General features: G+C 56.6%; 13 protein-coding genes and 1 pseudogene. 9 read left to right on the top strand and 5 right to left on the bottom strand.

Going from position 1 to position 19,446, the window contains the following annotated elements:
* The first annotated feature begins 20 nt into the window (after positions 1-20).
* The gene (locus tag K7H21_RS08975) at positions 21-1,397 is read left to right on the top strand and encodes a PAAR domain-containing protein (RefSeq protein ID WP_223035720.1); all 1,377 of its coding nucleotides are present in this window, start codon (positions 21-23) and stop codon (positions 1,395-1,397) included.
* Positions 1,378-1,800 carry a hypothetical protein gene (locus K7H21_RS08970; RefSeq protein WP_142444962.1) on the top strand — a complete coding sequence of 141 codons (423 nt, stop codon included), beginning with the start codon at positions 1,378-1,380 and terminating at the stop codon, positions 1,798-1,800. Before K7H21_RS08975 ends, K7H21_RS08970 begins: the two co-directional genes overlap by 20 nt.
* A 35-nt stretch (positions 1,801-1,835) precedes the next feature.
* Here K7H21_RS08970 and K7H21_RS08965 read toward each other — a convergent pair.
* Positions 1,836-2,186: pseudogene (locus tag K7H21_RS08965) on the bottom strand (site-specific integrase); the annotation flags it as partial.
* 142 nt (positions 2,187-2,328) lie between these two features.
* On the opposite strand from K7H21_RS08965, the gene K7H21_RS08960 reads away from it, so the two are divergent.
* On the top strand, positions 2,329-2,751 hold the full coding sequence (locus K7H21_RS08960; RefSeq protein WP_223035719.1) for a universal stress protein: 423 nt from the start codon (positions 2,329-2,331) through the stop codon (positions 2,749-2,751).
* A 55-nt stretch (positions 2,752-2,806) separates the two neighbouring features.
* Here K7H21_RS08960 and K7H21_RS08955 read toward each other — a convergent pair whose 3' ends face one another.
* Positions 2,807-3,721 carry a LysR family transcriptional regulator gene (locus tag K7H21_RS08955; protein WP_176690180.1) on the bottom strand — a complete coding sequence of 305 codons (915 nt, stop codon included), beginning with the start codon at positions 3,719-3,721 and terminating at the stop codon, positions 2,807-2,809.
* Between the two features lie 120 nt (positions 3,722-3,841).
* On the opposite strand from K7H21_RS08955, the gene K7H21_RS08950 reads away from it, so the two are divergent.
* Together K7H21_RS08950 and K7H21_RS08945 are read left to right on the top strand one after the other, a co-directional pair.
* Positions 3,842-5,653 (top strand): adenine deaminase, encoded by a 1,812-nt coding sequence (locus K7H21_RS08950; RefSeq protein WP_142446773.1) that lies wholly within the window; start codon positions 3,842-3,844, stop codon positions 5,651-5,653.
* A 2-nt stretch (positions 5,654-5,655) separates the two neighbouring features.
* Complete coding sequence (locus K7H21_RS08945; protein ID WP_049115307.1) at positions 5,656-6,999, top strand: NCS2 family permease; 1,344 nt, start codon at positions 5,656-5,658, stop codon at positions 6,997-6,999.
* Positions 7,000-7,050: 51 nt separating this feature from the next.
* Here K7H21_RS08945 and K7H21_RS08940 read toward each other — a convergent pair whose 3' ends face one another.
* The gene (locus K7H21_RS08940) at positions 7,051-7,971 is read right to left on the bottom strand and encodes a LysR family transcriptional regulator (protein ID WP_004122762.1); all 921 of its coding nucleotides are present in this window, start codon (positions 7,969-7,971) and stop codon (positions 7,051-7,053) included.
* 169 nt (positions 7,972-8,140) lie between these two features.
* On the opposite strand from K7H21_RS08940, the gene K7H21_RS08935 reads away from it, so the two are divergent.
* Positions 8,141-8,458 carry an RcnB family protein gene (locus K7H21_RS08935; protein ID WP_024359184.1) on the top strand — a complete coding sequence of 106 codons (318 nt, stop codon included), beginning with the start codon at positions 8,141-8,143 and terminating at the stop codon, positions 8,456-8,458.
* A 59-nt stretch (positions 8,459-8,517) separates the two neighbouring features.
* Here K7H21_RS08935 and K7H21_RS08930 read toward each other — a convergent pair whose 3' ends face one another.
* Complete coding sequence (locus K7H21_RS08930; protein WP_004122766.1) at positions 8,518-8,847, bottom strand: hypothetical protein; 330 nt, start codon at positions 8,845-8,847, stop codon at positions 8,518-8,520.
* Positions 8,848-9,198: 351 nt separating this feature from the next.
* Positions 9,199-10,308 (bottom strand): iron-sulfur cluster carrier protein ApbC, encoded by a 1,110-nt coding sequence (apbC, locus tag K7H21_RS08925; RefSeq protein ID WP_004122768.1) that lies wholly within the window; start codon positions 10,306-10,308, stop codon positions 9,199-9,201.
* Between the two features lie 151 nt (positions 10,309-10,459).
* Between apbC and metG the strand changes: the two genes are divergently transcribed.
* The 3 genes from metG to K7H21_RS08910 all read left to right on the top strand — a co-directional run bounded on the left by metG (position 10,460) and on the right by K7H21_RS08910 (position 19,374).
* Entirely contained in the window at positions 10,460-12,493 is a 2,034-nt protein-coding gene (metG, locus tag K7H21_RS08920; RefSeq protein WP_032741907.1) for a methionine--tRNA ligase, read from the top strand.
* A 141-nt stretch (positions 12,494-12,634) separates the two neighbouring features.
* On the top strand, positions 12,635-16,348 hold the full coding sequence (locus K7H21_RS08915) for a WGR and DUF4132 domain-containing protein (protein WP_223035718.1): 3,714 nt from the start codon (positions 12,635-12,637) through the stop codon (positions 16,346-16,348).
* 14 nt (positions 16,349-16,362) lie between these two features.
* Entirely contained in the window at positions 16,363-19,374 is a 3,012-nt protein-coding gene (locus K7H21_RS08910; protein ID WP_223035717.1) for a DUF4132 domain-containing protein, read from the top strand.
* Positions 19,375-19,446 lie beyond the last annotated feature (72 nt).

Raw genomic sequence — 19,446 nt, 5'->3', positions numbered from 1 at the left:
ATGCCAGGGAGTAAGCACTAATGGGAGCTAAAGGAAACTATCTGTTCAGGGGTGATAAAACTGTTTGCGGTGGCAGGATTCTTGAAGGATTCCCCGACCATCAATTTTTCGATAAAGACATGGCATGTGAAGGCCATAAAGTGACCTGTGGTAAACATCCAGGGTATTACCGTATTTGTGGCGGTCTTAATAACGATGACATACATGGAAAAAGAATAGCTGGAACACTGCACAGCTATAGCTCCTGCCCCTGCAAATCGAAATTCGTTCCTTCAAACTTAGTGGATGATTATGAACTTGAGAGCCAGTCAACAACAACCACAGACAATTATCACAAGGTAGAGTTTCCTGTTCTGCCTGGCCCAATTGAGCCAGAACCAGATCAGCACGCCCAGGTAGCGAAAAAGAAAACAGGTATAGATGCAGGTTTTGCCGTTCTCCCTTATGGCGGTACTACGGAAGCGTGGCAACGTCTGCTATTCACCGAAAACCCACCAGCAGGAGCCAAAGAGCTATTCGCTACACTGAACGGTGCAGACGAAAGATACAAAGCCGGTTCTATTATGCTTCTGGTTGATCCTGATAAGCAGGACGACGAACAGATCGCCCACATGAAAGCCGCGAAAGCGCGAGTCGATGCAGCATTGGCCCCATTGACGCATGAGGAAGCTAACTTACTGCACAAACACTACGCTACCATAGCTAATTTCACCAGCTACGCTGATACAGGAATTGGCCTTGCTGCTGATCCTGTTGGAAAATACTTCGAGAGTATCGAAAAAATACTCAAAGAGATCCAGGAAACATATAAAAACACCTACTTAACACGTGGTGCATTAATTGGTGAACAATTTTATGTACGACGCAGCCAGTTGTTTAAAGAGCTTGAATCCATACTCAAAGTCAACTTTCTGAATAAGGCTATGAAATTCGGAGAGTATACCAAAATAAAAAATGCACTCGGCCTGTCCAGTAGTTCTATTACCCACAAATGGAATGAAACGGGGAACAGTGACATTGAAGGTTATGCTACCCACATCGAACGGGCAGCTAAATACGTAAAAGCAATGCGTTACACTGGTTATTTAGGAATTGGTTTTAGCGGACTCCATTCTCTTAACGAAATCCATGAGGCATGTTCTGTTGATCGCGAAGCTGAATGTACCAAGAAAAAGTATACTGAGATTGGTAGCTTTGCTGTAGGTACGGGGGTTGGTGTTGCTGGTGGCTATTTAGCAATACCTCTTTGTATCGCTATCGGTGTTGGTACTGCTGGTGTCGGAGGACTTGCTTGCTCTGTGATCGCTGGGGCTGGTTTAGGCTATGTCGGTAGTAGCGCAGGTGGCGCATTCGGTGAATGGGGTGGAGAACAGCTGTATGAAATTTTCGGTAATTAATTTTATAATTATGTATCGAAACTCGATTGGATTGGTATTGTGTCTATGCCTGATACTTACGGGTGTTATTTCAATTATTTACGATCGTATTTCTAAAAATAAATTCATTACTCTCTGCTCGCTATTTGTTAAAAAATTTGGAGCAAGACCAGCAGAAGTTTTAATTTATCAGGATGGGGGGTTCTTTTTCTCGTTTATGCGTGATGCATTCTTTATTAAAGCATTATACTTTAAAGAAAACTCATTCCATACGCGAGGAATGGATAATGAACAAATTCGATTTATTAAAGAACTTCCTAATCAGTACACCGATTGGTTACGTGTAAAAGTGCGACTTTCCATCATCGGTATTATTCTTCTATTCATGATGTTATCAGCTTTCTATTTGCCACAATTCATTTAACGGAAATAAAATAAATAGCCAAGCGCAGAACTTGGCTATTTTATCCACCCCCAATTAATACCATCAATTACATAAGAAATTGAGGATAAGGGAAACGTATGCAAATAGCGTTTAGTGATCCCTCCGCTTTTCTCATGACCTACGGTTTGCTGTAGGTGTAGAATGTTTTTCACTCAACCAGCCATTGCCGAAGAGCAAACACTATGACGAATGGAATGCAGTAACCGCCGTTGTCCGTAATCATCCAGATACGGGATACCAAGCTGATCTCGTAGATCAGCAAACACCTTGCCGATCTTAGTCATGTTTGTACCCGCCACTTCTGAGAAGATCCGCTCTTTCCACTGGCGATCAACGTATTCCATGAATCCCCATTCGATCAAGTTCTGGTTCAATATCGTGACGCCGTAAATCAGCCCCCCGCGGCGGCCAGCTGCGGGATCTAACCCCCTCCGGAGTTTCATTTGCTTTCCCCTCGCCGCAGGCACAAAATTATCAACAGGTATCCCCCTGCGTCGAGGTATCGTTATGTCCGTTTATCACCATGCTCTGGTGCTGATCAACAGCAGCCTTGACGGCGTTCCGCTGCTGGCGCACGCCGCGAAAATGGCGGAAGAAAACGCGATACGCATTACTATCGCCCATATCAGTACTGACTATCGGGCGCTAAATTACGTCTCAGATAGCCTGATGAATGACGATGTTTCGCAGGAGGTCATTCAGGCCAAAGCGCTGCTCACTGAGCTGGCCACCGCGGTCGCCCTACCGGTGCAGACGCTATCGCTGGTAACCACGCGTCGTTTTGCCGATGTCGAAGAGTGCGTGCATAAGCGGGGAATTGATTTGATTATTGCCGGACACCATAATCGGCTGCTGGGCGTTCTCGCGTCACACTCCCTGGAGTATATTAATCATCTTACCGTCGACGTGTTGATTAAGCATCTTCCCTGACCGCCTTTCCCGCAGGCGGCGCGCTGCGTTCGTCGGGCTCCCCTCCCCGCGCCGGTCAGCGCAGCGAACTCAGTAATAATGCGAAACATTCCTCAATCAGCGGTGGTAGAGGCTGCGGTCCGCGCATCAGCGCCACGGTTCGCGTCAGCGCGGGCTGCTGAAGCTGCGCCACCTTTAACGCCGGATCCTGAAGGTGAGTGGTATAAAGCTCAGGCAGAATCGCCACCGCCAGCCGGGAGCGAACCAGGCCGTAAAGCGTTTCAATATAGTCAACCTGATAACGCGTATTCAACGTAAGACGATGGCTCTCCGCCAGCGCGCCGACCAGCCGCTGAATATTGCCCTTTGAGAATACCGCGATATCGCGCCCTGCCAGCAGCTTCCACGGCAGATGCGGCTGCCCGGCCAGTGGATCGTCGCAGTGCAGCACCGCGACAAACGGATCTTCGCGCAGAGGATAAACCTGCAGCTCTGGCGGTAACGAACGATCTATTGCGCCAATGGCAAAATCTATCTTTCCCGACTGCAGTTCGCAAAACAGGGCGTCGTTGGTCTGATCGTGGAACTCCACCCTCAGGCGCGGAAACGCCTGGGCCAGCGTTTGCGGCAGCAGCGGAAACAGCAGCGAGCTCACCGAGGGCACCAGCCCGATACGCACCGTACCGTCGCCGCCGGCCTCGACTATCTGCTGCATATCCTGAAACGCCAGCTGCGCCACGCTCAACACCCGCCGGGCGTGGGGCAAAATCGCCGCCCCCAGATCGGTTAAGGTGACCGCCGAGGCGGTACGGTTGACCAGCTTGCCGCCCAGCACCGTCTCGATTTGCCGCAGCGCGCTGCTTAGCGCCGGCTGACTGATAGCCAACCGGTTAGCGGTGTCGGTGAAGTGACGCAGCTGGGCCAGGGTCACAAAGTACTGAATCTGCTTGAGAGAGAGCGCGGGCAGACGCTGCCAGGGTTCGGTCATCATGTTTTCGTCAACGGTGAGCATGCAGAATAACCCGAGGTTATCGGGCGATAAATTTATTCATCTGGGCAAACGTTTGCTCTGCCCCTAGAGTATCCCCATTATCCTTGTGCCGGAGTTGTTATGTCCAGCAGTGCTGAAACCCGTCGCCGCGCCGTTCAGGCCGCACGCGGTGAATCCCCGTTCGATCTCTTATTAACCGACGCGCAGATTGTCGACATGGCCACCGGCGAAATTCGCGAGGCCGACGTCGGGATCGTCGGCGATAGGATCGCCAGCGTACACCCGCGCGGCAGCCGTTCCGATGCCCACGAACGCCGCTCGCTGGCGGGACGCTTTTTATCGCCTGGGCTGATGGATACCCACGTCCATCTTGAAAGCTCTCACCTGCCGCCTGAACGCTATGCCGAAATTGTCCTGGCTCAGGGCACCACGGCGGTATTCTGGGACCCGCACGAACTGGCCAACGTGCTGGGCGTTGAGGGCGTGCGCTACGCCGTCGCCGCCAGCCGCCATTTGCCGCTGCGGGTGATGGTCGCCGCCCCCTCCAGCGTACCGTCAACGCCGGGGCTGGAGATGTCCGGCGCCGATTTCGCCGGCGCGGAAATGGCTACTATGCTGGCCTGGCCGGAAGTTTGCGGCGTCGCCGAAGTGATGGACATGCATGGCGTGCTGCACGGCAGCGAGAGGATGCAGGAGATTATCCAGGCCGGCCTGGACAGCGGCAAGCTGATTGAAGGCCACGCGCGCGGCCTGAGCGGCGCGGATCTGCAGGCCTATCTCGCCGCCGGGGTCACCTCCGATCACGAACTCACCTCGGCGGAAGATGCGCTGGAAAAGCTGCGCGCCGGGCTGACGATCGAGATCCGCGGTTCGCACCCTTACCTGCTGCCGGATATCGTTAACGCCCTGAAAACGCTGCCGCATCTCTCCTCGCAAATCACCGTCTGCACCGACGATGTGCCGCCGGATATGCTGCTGGAAAAAGGCGGCATTATCGCCCTGCTCAACCTGCTGATTGAGCACGGATTGCCGGCAACAGACGTACTACGTTTCGCCACCTTAAACGCGGCGATCCGGCTGCAACGTAACGATCTGGGGCTGATTGCCGCCGGACGCCGCGCCGATCTGGTGGTTTTCGATTCATTAGAAAAGCTCGCCGCGCGGGAAGTTTACGTCGCCGGGAAGCTGATTGCCCGCGAGGGTGCCCTGCTTGAGTCGATTCCGTCGGCGAGCGGCGTAACCCCGCCGCGCGATACCCTACAGATGCCGCCGCTCAGCCCAGCCGATTTTATCCTCCGCGTCGGCGTGATTCGCCACGGCGTCGCCCGCCTGCGGCATATTCGCGGCGCGCGTTTCACCCAGTGGGGAGACGTTGAGGTACAGGTCCGCGATGGCAAAGTGCAAATACCGGACGGGTTTAGCCTGATTTGGGTTAAGCATCGCCATGGTCGTCACGAAGCAAAACCACAAATTGCGCTATTAGAGGGCTGGGGCGAACTGCGCGGCGCCATCGCCACCAGCTACTCCCACGATTCCCACAACCTGGTGGTGCTCGGCCGCGATCCTGACGATATGGCGCTGGCGGCAAACCGGCTGATCGAATCCGGCGGCGGCATGGCGCTGTCGCAGCAGGGAAAAATCCTCGCCCACGTGGCGATGCCAATTGCCGGGATGCTCTCCGACTTACCCGCCACGGAGCTGGCGCGGCAGTTCCGCGAGCTTCGCGACCTGAGCGCGAAAATTGCCGACTGGGAGCCGCCCTACCGCGTCTTTAAGGCGATTGAAGGTACCTGCCTGGCCTGTAATGCCGGTCCGCATTTGACGGATTTAGGTTTGACCGACGGCGGCACCCGCCAGATAGTCGAGCCGCTGATAGACTGCCGGGAAATTCCGGAACACACAGAACACAACAATAATCTTCAGGGAGCCTGAGCATGGCCGACAATACCCTTCATTCATCCGCGCAAGGAAGCTGGCTGGAGCGCCGTTTTGCCTTGTATTCCCGCGGCAGTACGCTGCGCACCGAATGCCTCGCGGGCATCACCGGCTTTCTCGCCGCCGCCTATCTGCTGGTGGTTATCCCCGGCCTGCTGGCGGTTGGCGGGATGGATAAAGGTGCGGCAACCACCGGCACGATCCTGGTGTTCGTCGGCGGTACGCTGCTGATGGCGTTTTATGCCAACCTGCCGTTTATCGTCGGACCGGGCATCGGCGGCTCGGTGCTGGTCGGCGTCACGCTGGCGGGCAGCGAAGGCATTGGCTGGCAGGTCGGTCTCGGTATCGCCTGCTGGTCGGGAATTCTGTTTTTCCTGCTGACCAAATTCGGCCTGCGTGAGGTGGTGACGCGTTCGGTGCCGCAGTCGATCAAACTCGGGCTAACGGCGTCCATCGGGCTGTTCGTCGCGGTGCTGGGCTTCCGTAACGCCGGGCTGGTGCTGGCCAACGCCAAAACCAACGCCTTGATGCTCGGCGATTTTCTCTCGCCGGGTGCGCTGGTGGCGCTCTGCGGGCTGTTTCTGGCCATCGCCCTGCAGGCGAGAAAAATCCCCGGCTCAATTCTGTGGGCGATTCTCTTTGCCACCCTGGTCGGCATTCCGATGGGCGTCACCAGACTCCCGGGCAGCTTTATCGATATGCCGCATTCGCTGACGCCGGTGCTGGGGCAAATCGACATGCTGGGCGCGCTGAATATCGCCTTTTTGCCGTTCCTGTTTGTGTTCTTCGCTTCAGAGTTCTTTTCCACCATGGGCACCACGCTGGCGGTCGGCGGCGAAGCGGGCCTGCTGGATGAAGAAGGTAATATGCCGCATATCAATCGCCCGTTTATGGTTGACTCGATCGCCGCGGCCGTTGGCCCCTGGCTGGGCATTCCGGCGGCGACCGCGCTGATTGAATCCTCGGCGGCAGCGGAAGCCGGCGGTAAAACCGGGCTGACCGCGCTGTCGGCGGCGGTGATGTTCCTCCTGATGCTGCTGTTTACTCCGGTGGCGCTGATGATTCCGAAAGAGGCGACCGCGCCGGCGCTGATCCTGATTGGGCTGAACATGTTCAGCGGCCTGCGCAAAGTGGATCTGGCAAACTTCACCGACGGCCTGCCGGTGCTGATGATGGTGATGATTACGCTGATTGCGAATAGCTTCGGCACCGGGATTGCCGGCGGGCTGCTGTTTTATGTGGTGATCAAAACCATCGCCGGGAAGTGGCGGGAAATCCCCATCGGGCTGTGGATCCTCGCGATTCCGCTGGTGTACTACTTTGCCACGCTGGTGAAGCATTAAGGTTAGCGCCGAACGTTCTCCCGGAGGAGGCGCTGGCGCGCCTTGTCCGGGCTACCGGCCCGCTGAGGGCGTGCAGGAATTAAACGCTTCGCACGCTTCTTTCACCTCTTCGTACAGCAGCCGTACTGCGGGAGAAAGCTGCTTACGGTGCGGGCAAATCATATTCAGCGGCACCACGTCTCCCTGATAGTGCGGCAACAGCACCCGCAGCCGCCCTTCCCGGATATCATCGCCGACGTCGAGTTCAGATTTGAAGGCAATGCCCTCCCCGGCAATCGCCAGGCGGCGTATCACCTCCGCGTCATCGCTCACGATAGTGCCGGAAACCTGCACGTGATGGACTTTCCCCTCCAGGCTCAACGGCCAGCGGTCAAACGCCCTGCCGCGCAGCACGTAGGTCAGCGCGTTGTACCGGGACAAATCCTCCAGCGTCTGCGGTTCGCCGTTTTCAGCTATCCAGCCGGGCGAGGCCACCAGCACCCGGCGGTTATCCGGCGCGACGGGCAGAGAAATAAACGAGGCATCGTCGTTATCGCCGTAGCGAAACGCGACGTCCACCGGGTCTTTAAACACGTCGGTCCGATGATCGGAAAACAGAATCCGCAGGCGCAGCGCAGGATGGCGCTGACGAAAAGCGCGAAACACGCGCAGAAGCAAATTGCGCCCAAGGTCGGACGGCACGGCGATTTGTAACGTTCCGCGAACTTCGTCATCCGGCGTGTGGATTTTTTGCAGCCCGGCGTGCAGCGTATCGATCATCTGCATGGCATAGGGCAGCCAGGTTTCTCCCTCCGGCGTCAGGCGTAAGCTCCGCGTCGAACGGGCGAATAGACGGATATTTAGCGTCGTTTCCAGACGCTTTATCGCCGCGCTGACCTGCGCGGGCTGCAGCCCGGCCTCCCGCGCCGCATCGCTGAAGCTGCTTAACGCCGCCGCGCGGACAAACAATGCCAGATCTTCCAGCCTGAACATACCCACTCCCCACCCCGGATTATTCTCAAAACAGGCGCGCCACGATGAAAAACGCCGCCGCATCACCGTTTGCTTACACTTTTAACCAAACCAACGCTTGCCATTTCCTTGACGTATCAGGAATCATACGAGGCTGCGATTTTGTGTCCAGGATAATAATGGGGAAATTATGCGTAAAACAAAAATGATGCTTCTGGGCGTACTGTTGGCCTGCTCAAGCGGAGCGTGGGCGGCGTCCGGCGAAGGTATACAGAAATATGAGCTGGATGGGGTGACCGCAGACTTCAAACAATTCCATATCGGCGATACCGTCCCGCCGCTGTACCTCACGCCAGAATACAACATCAAGCAGTGGCAGCAGCGCAATTTACCTGCGCCGGATGCCGGGACCCGCTGGACCTATATGGGCGGAAGCTACGTGCTGATTACCGAAACCGAGGGAAAAATCCTCAAAATCTATGATGGCGAGATTTTCTACCATCGCTAAAAGCCGAACGCCAGCGCGCTATCCCTGCTGCTGGCGTTTCCTTTTCCGATGCGATAACGCTATCCGTTAAAGCGGTTTTGTTTATGCATAAATTCCTCGACGGCAATCCCGGAAGCAACCTGCTCATAGAGCATTAAAATACTTAATATCAAATCGCCGCCGCTACGCAGTAAATCATCCGGGGCAGGACGACTCTTCTCATCCGATAAAAAAACAAGCTGTTCAAAAATATCACTGTATTCGCCATAAGCGCCTATCGGAATTTCAACTATCGGGAGATGCTCCTGGCAATAGCGTAACGCGTCTGCGGCTTTCTCCGGCAGCGTGCGCGTATGCATAAAAATAACCAGTAGTTCTCGTAACTTAACGATTAGAGCAATGTTGTTCATCATGCACTCCGGAAATGTATTACAGCGCTACTTTCCTTCCATCGTTTTTATTGACGTCGTACTGATAACTTCCAAATTTCGCCAAATCACACAGCCAAAATTAAACATCGTCACGGCGAATTAAAATACTTCACTTCTATGCTAATTAAGCTCGCATAACCGCCAGAGGAAAACAATGTTAACAATATGTTTTATTGATAAATCTCAACATCGCTAAATGTGAATAAAAACAAGTAATATTTAACGCTAATATTATTCAAGCGGTGATTATTTCAGCGAGAGAAAACGGGCAGGGATATAATAAAAAACCGTACGGCGCAACGCGACGTACGGTTCAAAAGGGAGGAGAAATCAGACCGCGCGGAAGGCTATTTCACCGGGGATAACTTCACCCTGCCAGTACAACTGAGCCGCGACGCGATCTGCCAGCTGGCGGTAGGTTTCGGTAAACTCGCTTTCCGGGCGCGCCACCACCGTCGGCGTCCCTTTGTCGAGATCTTCACGCAGGGTGATATGCAGCGGCAGCTGGCCCAGCAGCTGGGTATGGTATTTCTCCGCCAGCTTTTGCGCGCCGCCGGTACCGAAGATAGGCTCGTGGTGTCCGCAGTTGCTGCAAATATGCATGCTCATGTTTTCCACAATCCCCAGTACCGGGACCTCGACTTTTTCAAACATCACGATGCCTTTTTTGGCGTCGATCAGGGCGATATCCTGCGGCGTAGTCACCACCACCGCGCCGGTGACCGGAATGTTTTGCGCCAGCGTCAGCTGAATATCACCGGTGCCCGGCGGCATATCCAGAACCAGATAATCGAGATCCGGCCACAAGGTTTCCTGCAGCATCTGCATTAACGCTTTGCTGGCCATCGGGCCGCGCCAGACCATGGCGTTATCGTCGGTGACCAGATAGCCGATGGAGTTGGTGGCGAGACCAAATTTCATAATCGGCGCCATATGGGTGCCGTCCGGCGAGGTTGGACGCTGATCTTCCGCGCCGAGCATGGTCGGAATTGACGGGCCGTAAATATCGGCATCCAGAATGCCGACTTTCGCCCCTTCCGCCGCCAGCGCCAGTGCGAGGTTGACCGCGGTAGACGATTTACCCACCCCACCCTTGCCGGAACTGATAGCGATAATGTTTTTCACGCCGTTGATGCCGGGCTGATTTTTTACCCGCTGCAGCGTGGCGATGCTGTGCGTCAGCTTCCAGTCAATGGCTTTGGCGCCGGTTATGCGCAGAAGCTCGGCGCTGCACTGCTCCTTGAGCACCTCAAACGCGCTATGCCAGACGAACGGCATCTGAATTTCAATGTGTACGGTCTCGTCCAGCCAGGCGACGTGATGCAGCGCCTTCAGCGTAGTGAGGTTATGTTTCAGGGTTGGGTGCTGGAAATTAGCCAGGGTCCCGGCGACCATCGCACGCAGACGCTCGGGGGATTTGGCCTGGGATTGCGAACTCATCCCGACTCCTTTGTTATTGTGAGTTGAATCTTGTGCGTTAAGTTTACCTTAAAGGGAATAATTCCCCCACAATAAGCTTTGGGCTTACCAAATTATTGCCTTTGCGGTAACATCGAAACCCCTTTTTACAATAGAAGATGTAATGCCCACTATGACTCAAGTCGCGAAGAAAATTCTGGTAACGTGCGCGCTGCCGTACGCAAACGGCTCAATCCACCTCGGCCACATGCTGGAGCACATCCAGGCTGATGTCTGGGTCCGTTACCAGCGAATGCGCGGCCATGAGGTCAACTTCATCTGCGCCGACGACGCCCACGGCACCCCGATCATGCTGAAAGCGCAGCAGCTCGGTATCACCCCGGAACAGATGATTGGCGAAATGAGTCAGGAGCATCAGACCGATTTTGCTGGCTTCGACATCAGCTATGACAACTATCACTCCACGCACAGCGACGAGAACCGCGAGCTGTCGGAGCTTATCTATACGCGCCTGAAAGAGAACGGTTTTATCAAAAACCGCACCATCTCTCAGCTCTACGATCCGGAAAAAGGCATGTTCCTGCCGGACCGTTTTGTAAAAGGCACCTGTCCGAAGTGCAAATCACCGGATCAGTACGGCGATAACTGCGAAGTGTGCGGCGCGACCTACAGCCCAACCGAGCTTATCGAGCCAAAATCGGTCGTCTCCGGCGCGACGCCGGTGATGCGCGAGTCTGAACACTTCTTCTTCGACCTGCCGTCGTTCAGCGAAATGCTGCAGGCGTGGACCCGCAGCGGCGCGCTGCAGGAGCAGGTGGCGAATAAAATGCAGGAGTGGTTCGAGTCCGGGCTGCAGCAGTGGGATATCTCCCGCGATGCGCCGTACTTCGGCTTCGAAATCCCGAACGCGCCGGGTAAATATTTTTACGTCTGGCTGGACGCGCCGATCGGCTACATGGGTTCCTTCAAGAACCTGTGCGACAAGCGCGGCGATACCACCAGCTTCGACGAATACTGGAAGAAAGACTCCACCGCCGAGCTGTATCACTTTATCGGTAAAGACATCGTCTACTTCCACAGCCTGTTCTGGCCGGCGATGCTGGAAGGCAGCAGCTTCCGCAAACCGACCAACCTGTTCGTTCACGGCTACGTGACGGTCAACGGCGCCAAGATGTCCAAGTCGCGCGGCACCTTTATTAAGGCCAGCACCTGGCTGAATCATTTTGACGCCGACAGTCTGCGCTACTACTACACCGCCAAGCTCTCGTCGCGTATTGATGACATCGACCTGAACCTGGAAGACTTCGTGCAGCGCGTTAATGCCGATATCGTCAACAAGGTGGTGAACCTCGCCTCGCGCAACGCCGGTTTCATCAACAAGCGTTTTGACGGCATGCTGTCATCAGAGTTGGCCGATCCTCAGCTGTATAAAACCTTTACCGATGCGGCAACAAGCATTGGCGAAGCGTGGGACAGCCGCGAGTTCGGCAAGGCGATCCGCGAAATCATGGCGCTGGCCGACGTAGCAAACCGCTACGTTGACGAGCAGGCGCCGTGGGTGGTGGCTAAACAGGAAGGGCGCGACGCCGACCTGCAGGCCATCTGCACCATGGGCCTGAATATGTTCCGCGTGCTGATGACCTGGCTGAAGCCGGTCCTGCCGCAGCTGGCCGCCCGCGCCGAAGCGTTCCTCAACGGCGAACTGAGCTGGGATGCTATCCAGCAGCCGCTGCTCGGTCACAAGGTTAACGCTTTTAAAGCGCTCTATAACCGCATCGAGATGAAGCAGGTTGACGCGCTGGTTGAAGCGTCGAAAGAAGAAGTCAAAGCGCTGTCAGCGCCGGTCACCGGCCCGCTGGCGGACGATCCGATTCAGGAAACCATTACCTTTGACGATTTCGCCAAAGTGGATATGCGCATCGCGCTGATTGAAAACGCCGAGTTCGTCGACGGTTCCGACAAACTGCTGCGCCTGACGCTGGATCTCGGCGGCGAGAAGCGCAACGTCTTCTCCGGTATTCGCTCCGCCTACCCGGATCCGCAGGCGCTAATTGGCCGCCTGACGGTGATGGTCGCTAACCTGGCGCCGCGTAAAATGCGCTTCGGCATCTCTGAAGGTATGGTGATGGCCGCGGGTCCTGGCGGGAAAGATATCTTCCTGTTAAGCCCGGACAGCGGCGCTCAGCCGGGCCAGCAGGTCAAGTAATGACGCATAAAGCGCTGCTCCGGCAGCGCTTTTTTTATTTTATGAATTCTGAAAATTGTATTCTTGCTACCCCCACCCTCGGTGTTCCTGTCAATAGCTGTTAGCATCAACGCCAGGCTGGATAAAAACACAGGGACGTTGATGAAAATCTTTATTTATCATGACGAAAAATCACATAAATTCTGGACGATTGAGCAACAGGGACACGAGCTGCATCTAAGCTGGGGCAAGGTTGGCACAAACGGGCAGAGCCAGATCAAAACCTTTGCCGACGCGGCGGCGGCCAGCAAGACAGAAGTCAAATTGATTAACGAAAAAATCCGCAAAGGCTACGTTGAAGATACTCACACCGAGCGGCCTGCCTTACCCGCATCTCCATCAGCCGCCCCGCAGCCCGAATACGCCTCAACGCCTGCGGACATCACCTGCCCGTGGCTGGCGGACAATGGCGAACTGCTTTTATCCGATGAGCTGCTTGAAAAAGCGCTCCCTTCTCGCCTCTTTCCCGGTAACCCCATCGCGGCCCCGGAAGATAACGAACTAATGGACCTCGGGAAAGCGATTCATCAGCAATCAGGAAAAACCGTCACCTTCAACTGCGCCGACTGCTCGGCCTACTGGCAGCAAACCATCAACGACGCCCTTACCGATGGCCCGCTCTCGCCTGCGGCGCTGGCGATACAGGTTGCCGTTGCGACCCGCCGGGGCTGGCGCAGCGGCGATAATGCCAACCTGATGGACGAAATTGTTTACGTCTACGGTCTGGAATATGCCGTCGACACCTTTATCGCCCTGCAGCACATTGAATTTGAATATAATTATCAAACCGTGCAGGTGACCTTCCATTCAGAGCCTACCGTCGCGAGGGGGCCGAGCTTACTCGACGTTCGTCTGCGCGCCCATCTGGCCCAGGCCGAAGAGCCGCTCTGGCAAAAGTGCGTAGATAAACTGATCGCCGCCCTGGCGGATATGCCCGTCGGGCAGCTGCCTCTGGTCGCCATCTTATTGCCAGAGCGCCAGGATATTGTTGACGACATTGCGCGTCGGGTGCTGGCGCATAAAAATGTCCGCACCGCGGAATGGCTTAAGCTGGTGGTTCGCGACCCGCAGCTGGTAAAAGCGCTGGAGCCTTATCAGGCGGAAAATTTGTTTAACGATTACTACCACGGCAGCATCTGGAACGCGACGGTGATGCGCGAACAGGGCGTTGCCGGCATCGCCCGCTTCGCCCCCTACGTGCACGATGACCTGTGCGGAGAACTGGTCAGCGAGGTAAACCATCCGCAGGCGCTGATGCAACTGATCCGCGTGAGCGAACAAGGAAAACGCTGCCACGAACGGATGTCTCAGGCCAGCCTCCGCTTCCCCCACGCGGCGATGGCGGCACTGGCCGAACTGCTGACGCAAAAAGAAGAGAAACGCTGGCGCATCATGCTGATGACCCTGCTGAGCACCCATCGGCAGCTGGCCGGGCAAATTTTGCCGTGGCTCTCGGCGCGGGCCGTCACGCTGCTGGAATCCTGCCTGCAGCAATTAAACCAGCAGGCCGATTGCGCCAGCGCCGATATGCTGCCAGCGGTACTGGTATCCCCACCATGGATAGCGAAAAAGAAAAAATCCCCTGTTCCCCAGTTGAGCATAACGCCGCTTGCTATAGAACCGGCCTGTATGCTGACGGAAGAAGCAAGCAAGCAGCTCCTCAAACAACATAGCTGGTACGCACATCAGGTGGAGATGGGCACAGGAAAGGGAGAAAAAAAATACCTTAGCCAGTTAGGCTTCCAGCGCTGGAATGGTCACCGTTTTGAAGACATATCCGACGCCATTGTGGATGCCTGGCAGCGGCAGGACTACCCGGCACTGATTACGGAATTTAAAAGTTCCCGTACTTTTCGCCAGGAAGAGTGGAATCTTTATATGCTCGCCGCGCTGCCCGCCGAGCAGGCGCTTCAGGCCTGGAACGCGCTCAGTAAAGAACCGCACACCGGGGCGGAATATGTGATGACGTACCTGCGTCTTGCCGGGCTGCCGGGTTTTATCCATTCTCTTTCACGCTATCCGCAGGAAAATTTACCGGTCGCTATCTGGTTTGCCGCCAGCGAAATCGCCCCGATGATCGCCCGCGCCTTTAACAAGCTCAAAACGCTGCGTGAAGGCGCGCGCGAGTGGCTACTGGCCTATCCGGAACACGCCATTACCGGCCTGCTGCCCGCCGCCTTCGGCAAAGCGGGCGAAGCGCAGGATAGCGCGCGTCTGGCAATCCGTATGCTGGTAGAGAAGGGCCATCAGCCGCTGCTTGAAGAGGTCGCGCGGCGCTATCACCAGCCGGAGGTAGCGGAGGCCGTCGGCGCCCTGCTGGCGCTCGACCCGCTGGATAACTATCCGACCAAAATTCCGCCCCTCCCGGCGTTTTACCAGCCAGGGCTGTGGGCACGGCCGCTGCTGCGGGGAAATGGCCTGGCTCTCCCGGATACGGCGTTAAAATCGCTTGGTGAAATGCTGCGCTTCCCGTTAGAGGAAGGTATTTATCCCGGGCTGCAGCAGGTTAAAGATTTCTGCACCGCGGAATCACTCGCCGCCTTCGCCTGGGATCTGTTCAGCGCCTGGCAAACCGCCGGGGCACCGTCGAAAGAGAGCTGGGCCTTTACCACGCTCGGTATCTTCGGCAACGACGATACCGCCCGGCAGCTGACGCCGCTGATCCGGGCGTGGCCGGGAGAATCTCAACATAAACGCGCCACTGTCGGGCTGGATATTCTCGCCGCCATCGGTAGCGATATCGCCCTGATGCAGCTAAACGGTATCGCCCAAAAGCTGAAATTTAAGGCGCTGCAGGCGCGCGCGGGAGAAAAAATCGGTGAGATCGCCGAAAGCCGCGGACTCACCGTGGAAGAGCTGGAAGATCGCCTCGCTCCGGATCTGGGGCTCAACGATGATGGAACGCTCACCCTCGATTTCGGCCCGCGGCGCTTTATCGTGAGCTTTGATGAAGCGCTTAAACCCTACGTGCGCGATGAAAACGGCAGCCGCCTTAAAGACCTGCCGAAACCGAATAAATGCGACGATAGCGCGCTGGCCGCCGAGGCCGTTAATCGCTACAAGGCTCTGAAAAAAGACACCCGTACAATTGCCGCCCAGCAAATTGCGCGGATGGAGTCAGCCATGTGCCAGCGTCGTCGCTGGACGGTGGAAAACTTCAACCTGTTCCTGGTTAATCATCCGCTGGTGCGCCATCTCACCCGTCGCCTTATCTGGGGCGTATACGGTGAGGAAAACAACCTGCTGGCCTGCTTCCGCGTGGCGGAGGACAACAGCTACGGTAACGCCGATGACGACCTCTTCACCCTGCCGGAAGGCAACATTCATATCGGCCTTCCGCACCTGCTGGAAATGTCCCCGGAGGATGCAGCCGCCTTTGGCCAGCTGTTTGCCGACTATGAACTGCTGCCGCCGTTCCGTCAGCTCGATCGCAACTGTTATACCCTGACCCCGGACGAGCTGACGGCCAGCGAACTGACCCGCTGGGCCGGGCGCAAGTGCCCGAGCGGCCGGGTGATCGGGCTGGCGAATAAAGGCTGGCTGCGCGGCGACCCGCAGGATGCGGGCTGGATCGGCTGGATGCTAAAACCGTTGGGACAGTGGGCGCTGGTGATGGAGATTGACGAAGGTTTCGCCGTGGGTATGCTGCCTGATGAACTCAGCGCGGAGCAGCAGTTAACGAAAGTCTGGCTTTTTTCCGGAAGCGCCCGGCAGTACGGATGGGGCAGCAACGGCCATCAGCAGGCAACCTTTTCGGTGCTGGATAAAGTCACCATTAGCGAATTAATTAACGATATTGACGGACTGTTTGAGTAACACAAGGAACGTTTATGCACAACACAGCACTCCCGCCATGGCTGGCGGATGACGCGCAGCTGGAGCTGTCCTTTAAAAAGGGCAAACAACCGTTAAGCCATCGCCGCTGGTCTGGCGACCCGGTACCGCCGGTCGAAGAGGGACGCCTGCAACGACTGGCGAACGATATTCCCTCGCGCTATCAACATATTCAGGCCCTTACGTGGGACTATGAAACATGCACTGCCGAATGGCGGCAGGCTATTGCACAGGCGTTCGGCTATGTGGGCGTAGCCAAACCGGCAATGCCCGCCCGCGCGCTGGCGGCGATCTCCAGGCTGGCGCTATATGCGTACCGGGATGACTGCGGCAGCCTGCTGGCGCAAATTAACCATCCGCAGGCTATCCGGCTGCTGCTGGTGGCGGATAAAAACAAATCCAGCCAGCAGCGCGTGTCAACATTCGCTAAGAAATATCCCCACGCCGCTCTGGCCGCTGTAGCGGAATTGCTGGCGCTGCCGGAACCGCCCGCGCGTCCGGGCTATCCTGAGATCGCAGAGAAAAAGCATGAAGAGAGCTGGAGAACGCTGCTGCGGACGCTGCTCAATACGCATCCTCAGCTGGCTGAGCAGGTTACGCCCTGGCTAAGCACGAAGGCACAGGAACTTCTGGCGGCCAGCCGACCATCGATGCCTTTAGACGTTACGCTGGCAACCGATCGCTCCTGCCTGCCGGAGATCCTGCGCTCGCCGCCGTGGCGCAGCAAAAAGAAAAAAGCCGCGTCCCCGCGTTTTGCGCTAACGTCGCTAACCGTTGCGCCGCAGGAGTACTGGCAGCCAGGAGAGCGGGAAGCGCTGGCTGCCAGCAAACCCGCCTGTTTCTTTAATAACCTTCCACTCGATGAACGTCTCGCCAGCATAGGTAGCACTATCGTCATGCAGGAGCTGGGCTTTCAGAGCATTGAATACCTGTTCCACCAGTACACGTTATGCGGCAAGCGGGACCATTTCGATACGGAGAAATATTTTCATCGATATGTCTGGTGGGGCAACGCCTGCCACGCACTGCAAAACTTCGATATCGCTACGCTACTGGAGGCATGGGGGGATTACCTGGTAAAAGCCTACAACCCCAACGACTGCTGGAATCTTTATCTGCTTATGCAGCTGCCTCGCGAACGGGCGCTGGCGGCCTGGCAGGGCATCAATGACGCGAACTTTAGATTTGTCGGCACCGAATATGCGCTGAGTATTCTTGGGACCGATGCCCTACCCGGCCTGCTGCTGGCGTTGCAGCATCGGCCAAAGGAGATCTTCCCCCTGCTGACGCATCTCGGCGCAACGGAGCTGGCGCTACCGATGGCCCGCGTCTGGCGACGCTTGCAGGCGCACAGCCAACTGGCTCGTCAGTGGCTCCTGCAGTGGCCGGAGCACGCAGCCGCCGCGTTAATCCCACTGGCGTTCGATAAAGCGGGCGATAGCCGCGAGGCGGCTATTAACGCGCTGCGTCTGCTGTACCAGGAAGGCCACCATGAACGGCTGAAAGCGGTAGCACAACGCTGGAACGAACCGGCGCTGTGGGCGGAGCTGGAACAGCTGCTGACGCAGGATCCGCTGGACAACTACCCTGTTCGCATTCCCAAAGCGCCTGACTTCTGGCAACCGACGCTCTGGCGCAGGCCGCGGCTTATCGGCACCGACCAGCCGTTGACCGACGATGCGCTGGAGATCTTCGGCGAAATGCTGCGCTTCGCCCAGGGCGGCCATCATTACGGCGGACTGGATTTAGTCAAAGCCGCCTGCCAGCCCCAATCGCTGGCCGCTTTCGTCTGGGATTTATTTAGCGCATGGCAGACTGCCGGAGCCCCGGCCAAAGAGAACTGGGCGTTTCAGGCGCTGGGGATTTTTGGCGATGAAGCGACGGTGCGTGATTTAACACAGCTTATCCTGGCCTGGCCGCAGGAAGGGAAATCCGCCCGCGCCGCCAGCGGGCTGCATCTTCTCACCCGCATCGGCAGCGATATGGCGCTGCTGCAGCTGCACCACATCGCGCAGCGCGCCAAATCCCGCCCGCTGCGCGAAAGCGCCGGGCAGTCTCTTAAAGAGGTCGCCGAAGCCCGCGATCTCAGCGAAGAGCAGCTGCAGGATCGGCTAACGCCTACGCTGGGGCTGGACGATCCCCAAACGCTGGCTTTTGATTTTGGTTGCCGCGGCTTTTATGTCCGTTTTGATGAAAATCTGCTGCCGGTGATTTACGACCAGCAGGGAGCGCCGCAAAAGAGCCTGCCGCGCCTGCGCGCCGAAGATGACCAGGTAAAAGCTGCGGAAGCGCTGGCCAGGCTGAAAGGCCTGAAAAAAGACGCAGCCCAGGTAGCCAAACGCCTGCTGCCGCATCTGGAAAACGCCCTGCGGCTGGCGCGGCGCTGGACGCGAACGGAGTTTCAATCGCTGTTTGTCGATCATCCGCTGACCAACAATCTGACCCGGCGCCTGGTATGGGGAATCTACGCCGCCAGTGAACCCCGTCGTCTGCTCAACGCCTTTCGCGTCGCCGCGGAAGGGGAATTCTGCGATGGCCAGGATGACCCTATCGCTCTACCGGAAGAGGCGCTGTTCGGCCTTGCTCATCCGCTGGAAATGGATGACGCAACGCAGGCAGCATTTAGCCAAATTTTTGCCGATTATCAGCTATTGCCACCGTTCCGCCAGCTGACGCGCCAGACGGTGCAGCTGCTGGCGGAAGAAACCGCCCGCAGCGAGCTTACGCGCTGGCAGGGAAAATCAACAACCTGCGGGCAATTATTGGGCATCCGCAGCCGCGGCTGGTGGCAGGGCGCTGAAAACCGTTTCTGCTACGATGTCGGGCGGCATCGACTGATTCTGGAAGTCACGCCTGGGTTCGTGCACTACAACATGGATGCGAAGGCTCCTCAGCGGTTTGCCGCCATCAGACTCTATGATGGCGAACGGCCCGCTGCGTTCTCACAGCTCGATCCACAGGATCTCAGCGAGGCGCTAAGCACGATTGAGATCATTTTCCGTGGATAAGCAAAGCGCATTTACGCTATTCGCTGCACATAGGATAAAAACGCTCCCATTACCGCGGTCTCTTTAAGGAAG

Origin of the sequence: Klebsiella sp. CTHL.F3a, from assembly GCF_019890895.1 — a bacterium.
In the GTDB taxonomy this organism is placed as follows: Bacteria; Pseudomonadota; Gammaproteobacteria; order Enterobacterales; family Enterobacteriaceae; genus Klebsiella; species Klebsiella grimontii.
This window is presented reverse-complemented; position numbering and strand designations above follow the sequence as displayed.

What these genes read in the sequence shown, in the direction of transcription:
- K7H21_RS08975 (WP_223035720.1), top strand. Translation starts at nt 21, where the DNA reads ATGGGAGCTAAAGGAAACTATCTGTTCAGGGGTGATAAAACTGTTTGC.
- K7H21_RS08970 (WP_142444962.1), top strand. Translation starts at nt 1,378, where the DNA reads ATGAAATTTTCGGTAATTAATTTTATAATTATGTATCGAAACTCGATT.
- K7H21_RS08960 (WP_223035719.1), top strand. Translation starts at nt 2,329, where the DNA reads ATGTCCGTTTATCACCATGCTCTGGTGCTGATCAACAGCAGCCTTGAC.
- K7H21_RS08955 (WP_176690180.1), bottom strand. Translation starts at nt 3,721, where the DNA reads ATGATGACCGAACCCTGGCAGCGTCTGCCCGCGCTCTCTCTCAAGCAG.
- K7H21_RS08950 (WP_142446773.1), top strand. Translation starts at nt 3,842, where the DNA reads ATGTCCAGCAGTGCTGAAACCCGTCGCCGCGCCGTTCAGGCCGCACGC.
- K7H21_RS08945 (WP_049115307.1), top strand. Translation starts at nt 5,656, where the DNA reads ATGGCCGACAATACCCTTCATTCATCCGCGCAAGGAAGCTGGCTGGAG.
- K7H21_RS08940 (WP_004122762.1), bottom strand. Translation starts at nt 7,971, where the DNA reads ATGTTCAGGCTGGAAGATCTGGCATTGTTTGTCCGCGCGGCGGCGTTA.
- K7H21_RS08935 (WP_024359184.1), top strand. Translation starts at nt 8,141, where the DNA reads ATGCGTAAAACAAAAATGATGCTTCTGGGCGTACTGTTGGCCTGCTCA.
- K7H21_RS08930 (WP_004122766.1), bottom strand. Translation starts at nt 8,847, where the DNA reads ATGAACAACATTGCTCTAATCGTTAAGTTACGAGAACTACTGGTTATT.
- apbC (WP_004122768.1), bottom strand. Translation starts at nt 10,308, where the DNA reads ATGAGTTCGCAATCCCAGGCCAAATCCCCCGAGCGTCTGCGTGCGATG.
- metG (WP_032741907.1), top strand. Translation starts at nt 10,460, where the DNA reads ATGACTCAAGTCGCGAAGAAAATTCTGGTAACGTGCGCGCTGCCGTAC.
- K7H21_RS08915 (WP_223035718.1), top strand. Translation starts at nt 12,635, where the DNA reads ATGAAAATCTTTATTTATCATGACGAAAAATCACATAAATTCTGGACG.
- K7H21_RS08910 (WP_223035717.1), top strand. Translation starts at nt 16,363, where the DNA reads ATGCACAACACAGCACTCCCGCCATGGCTGGCGGATGACGCGCAGCTG.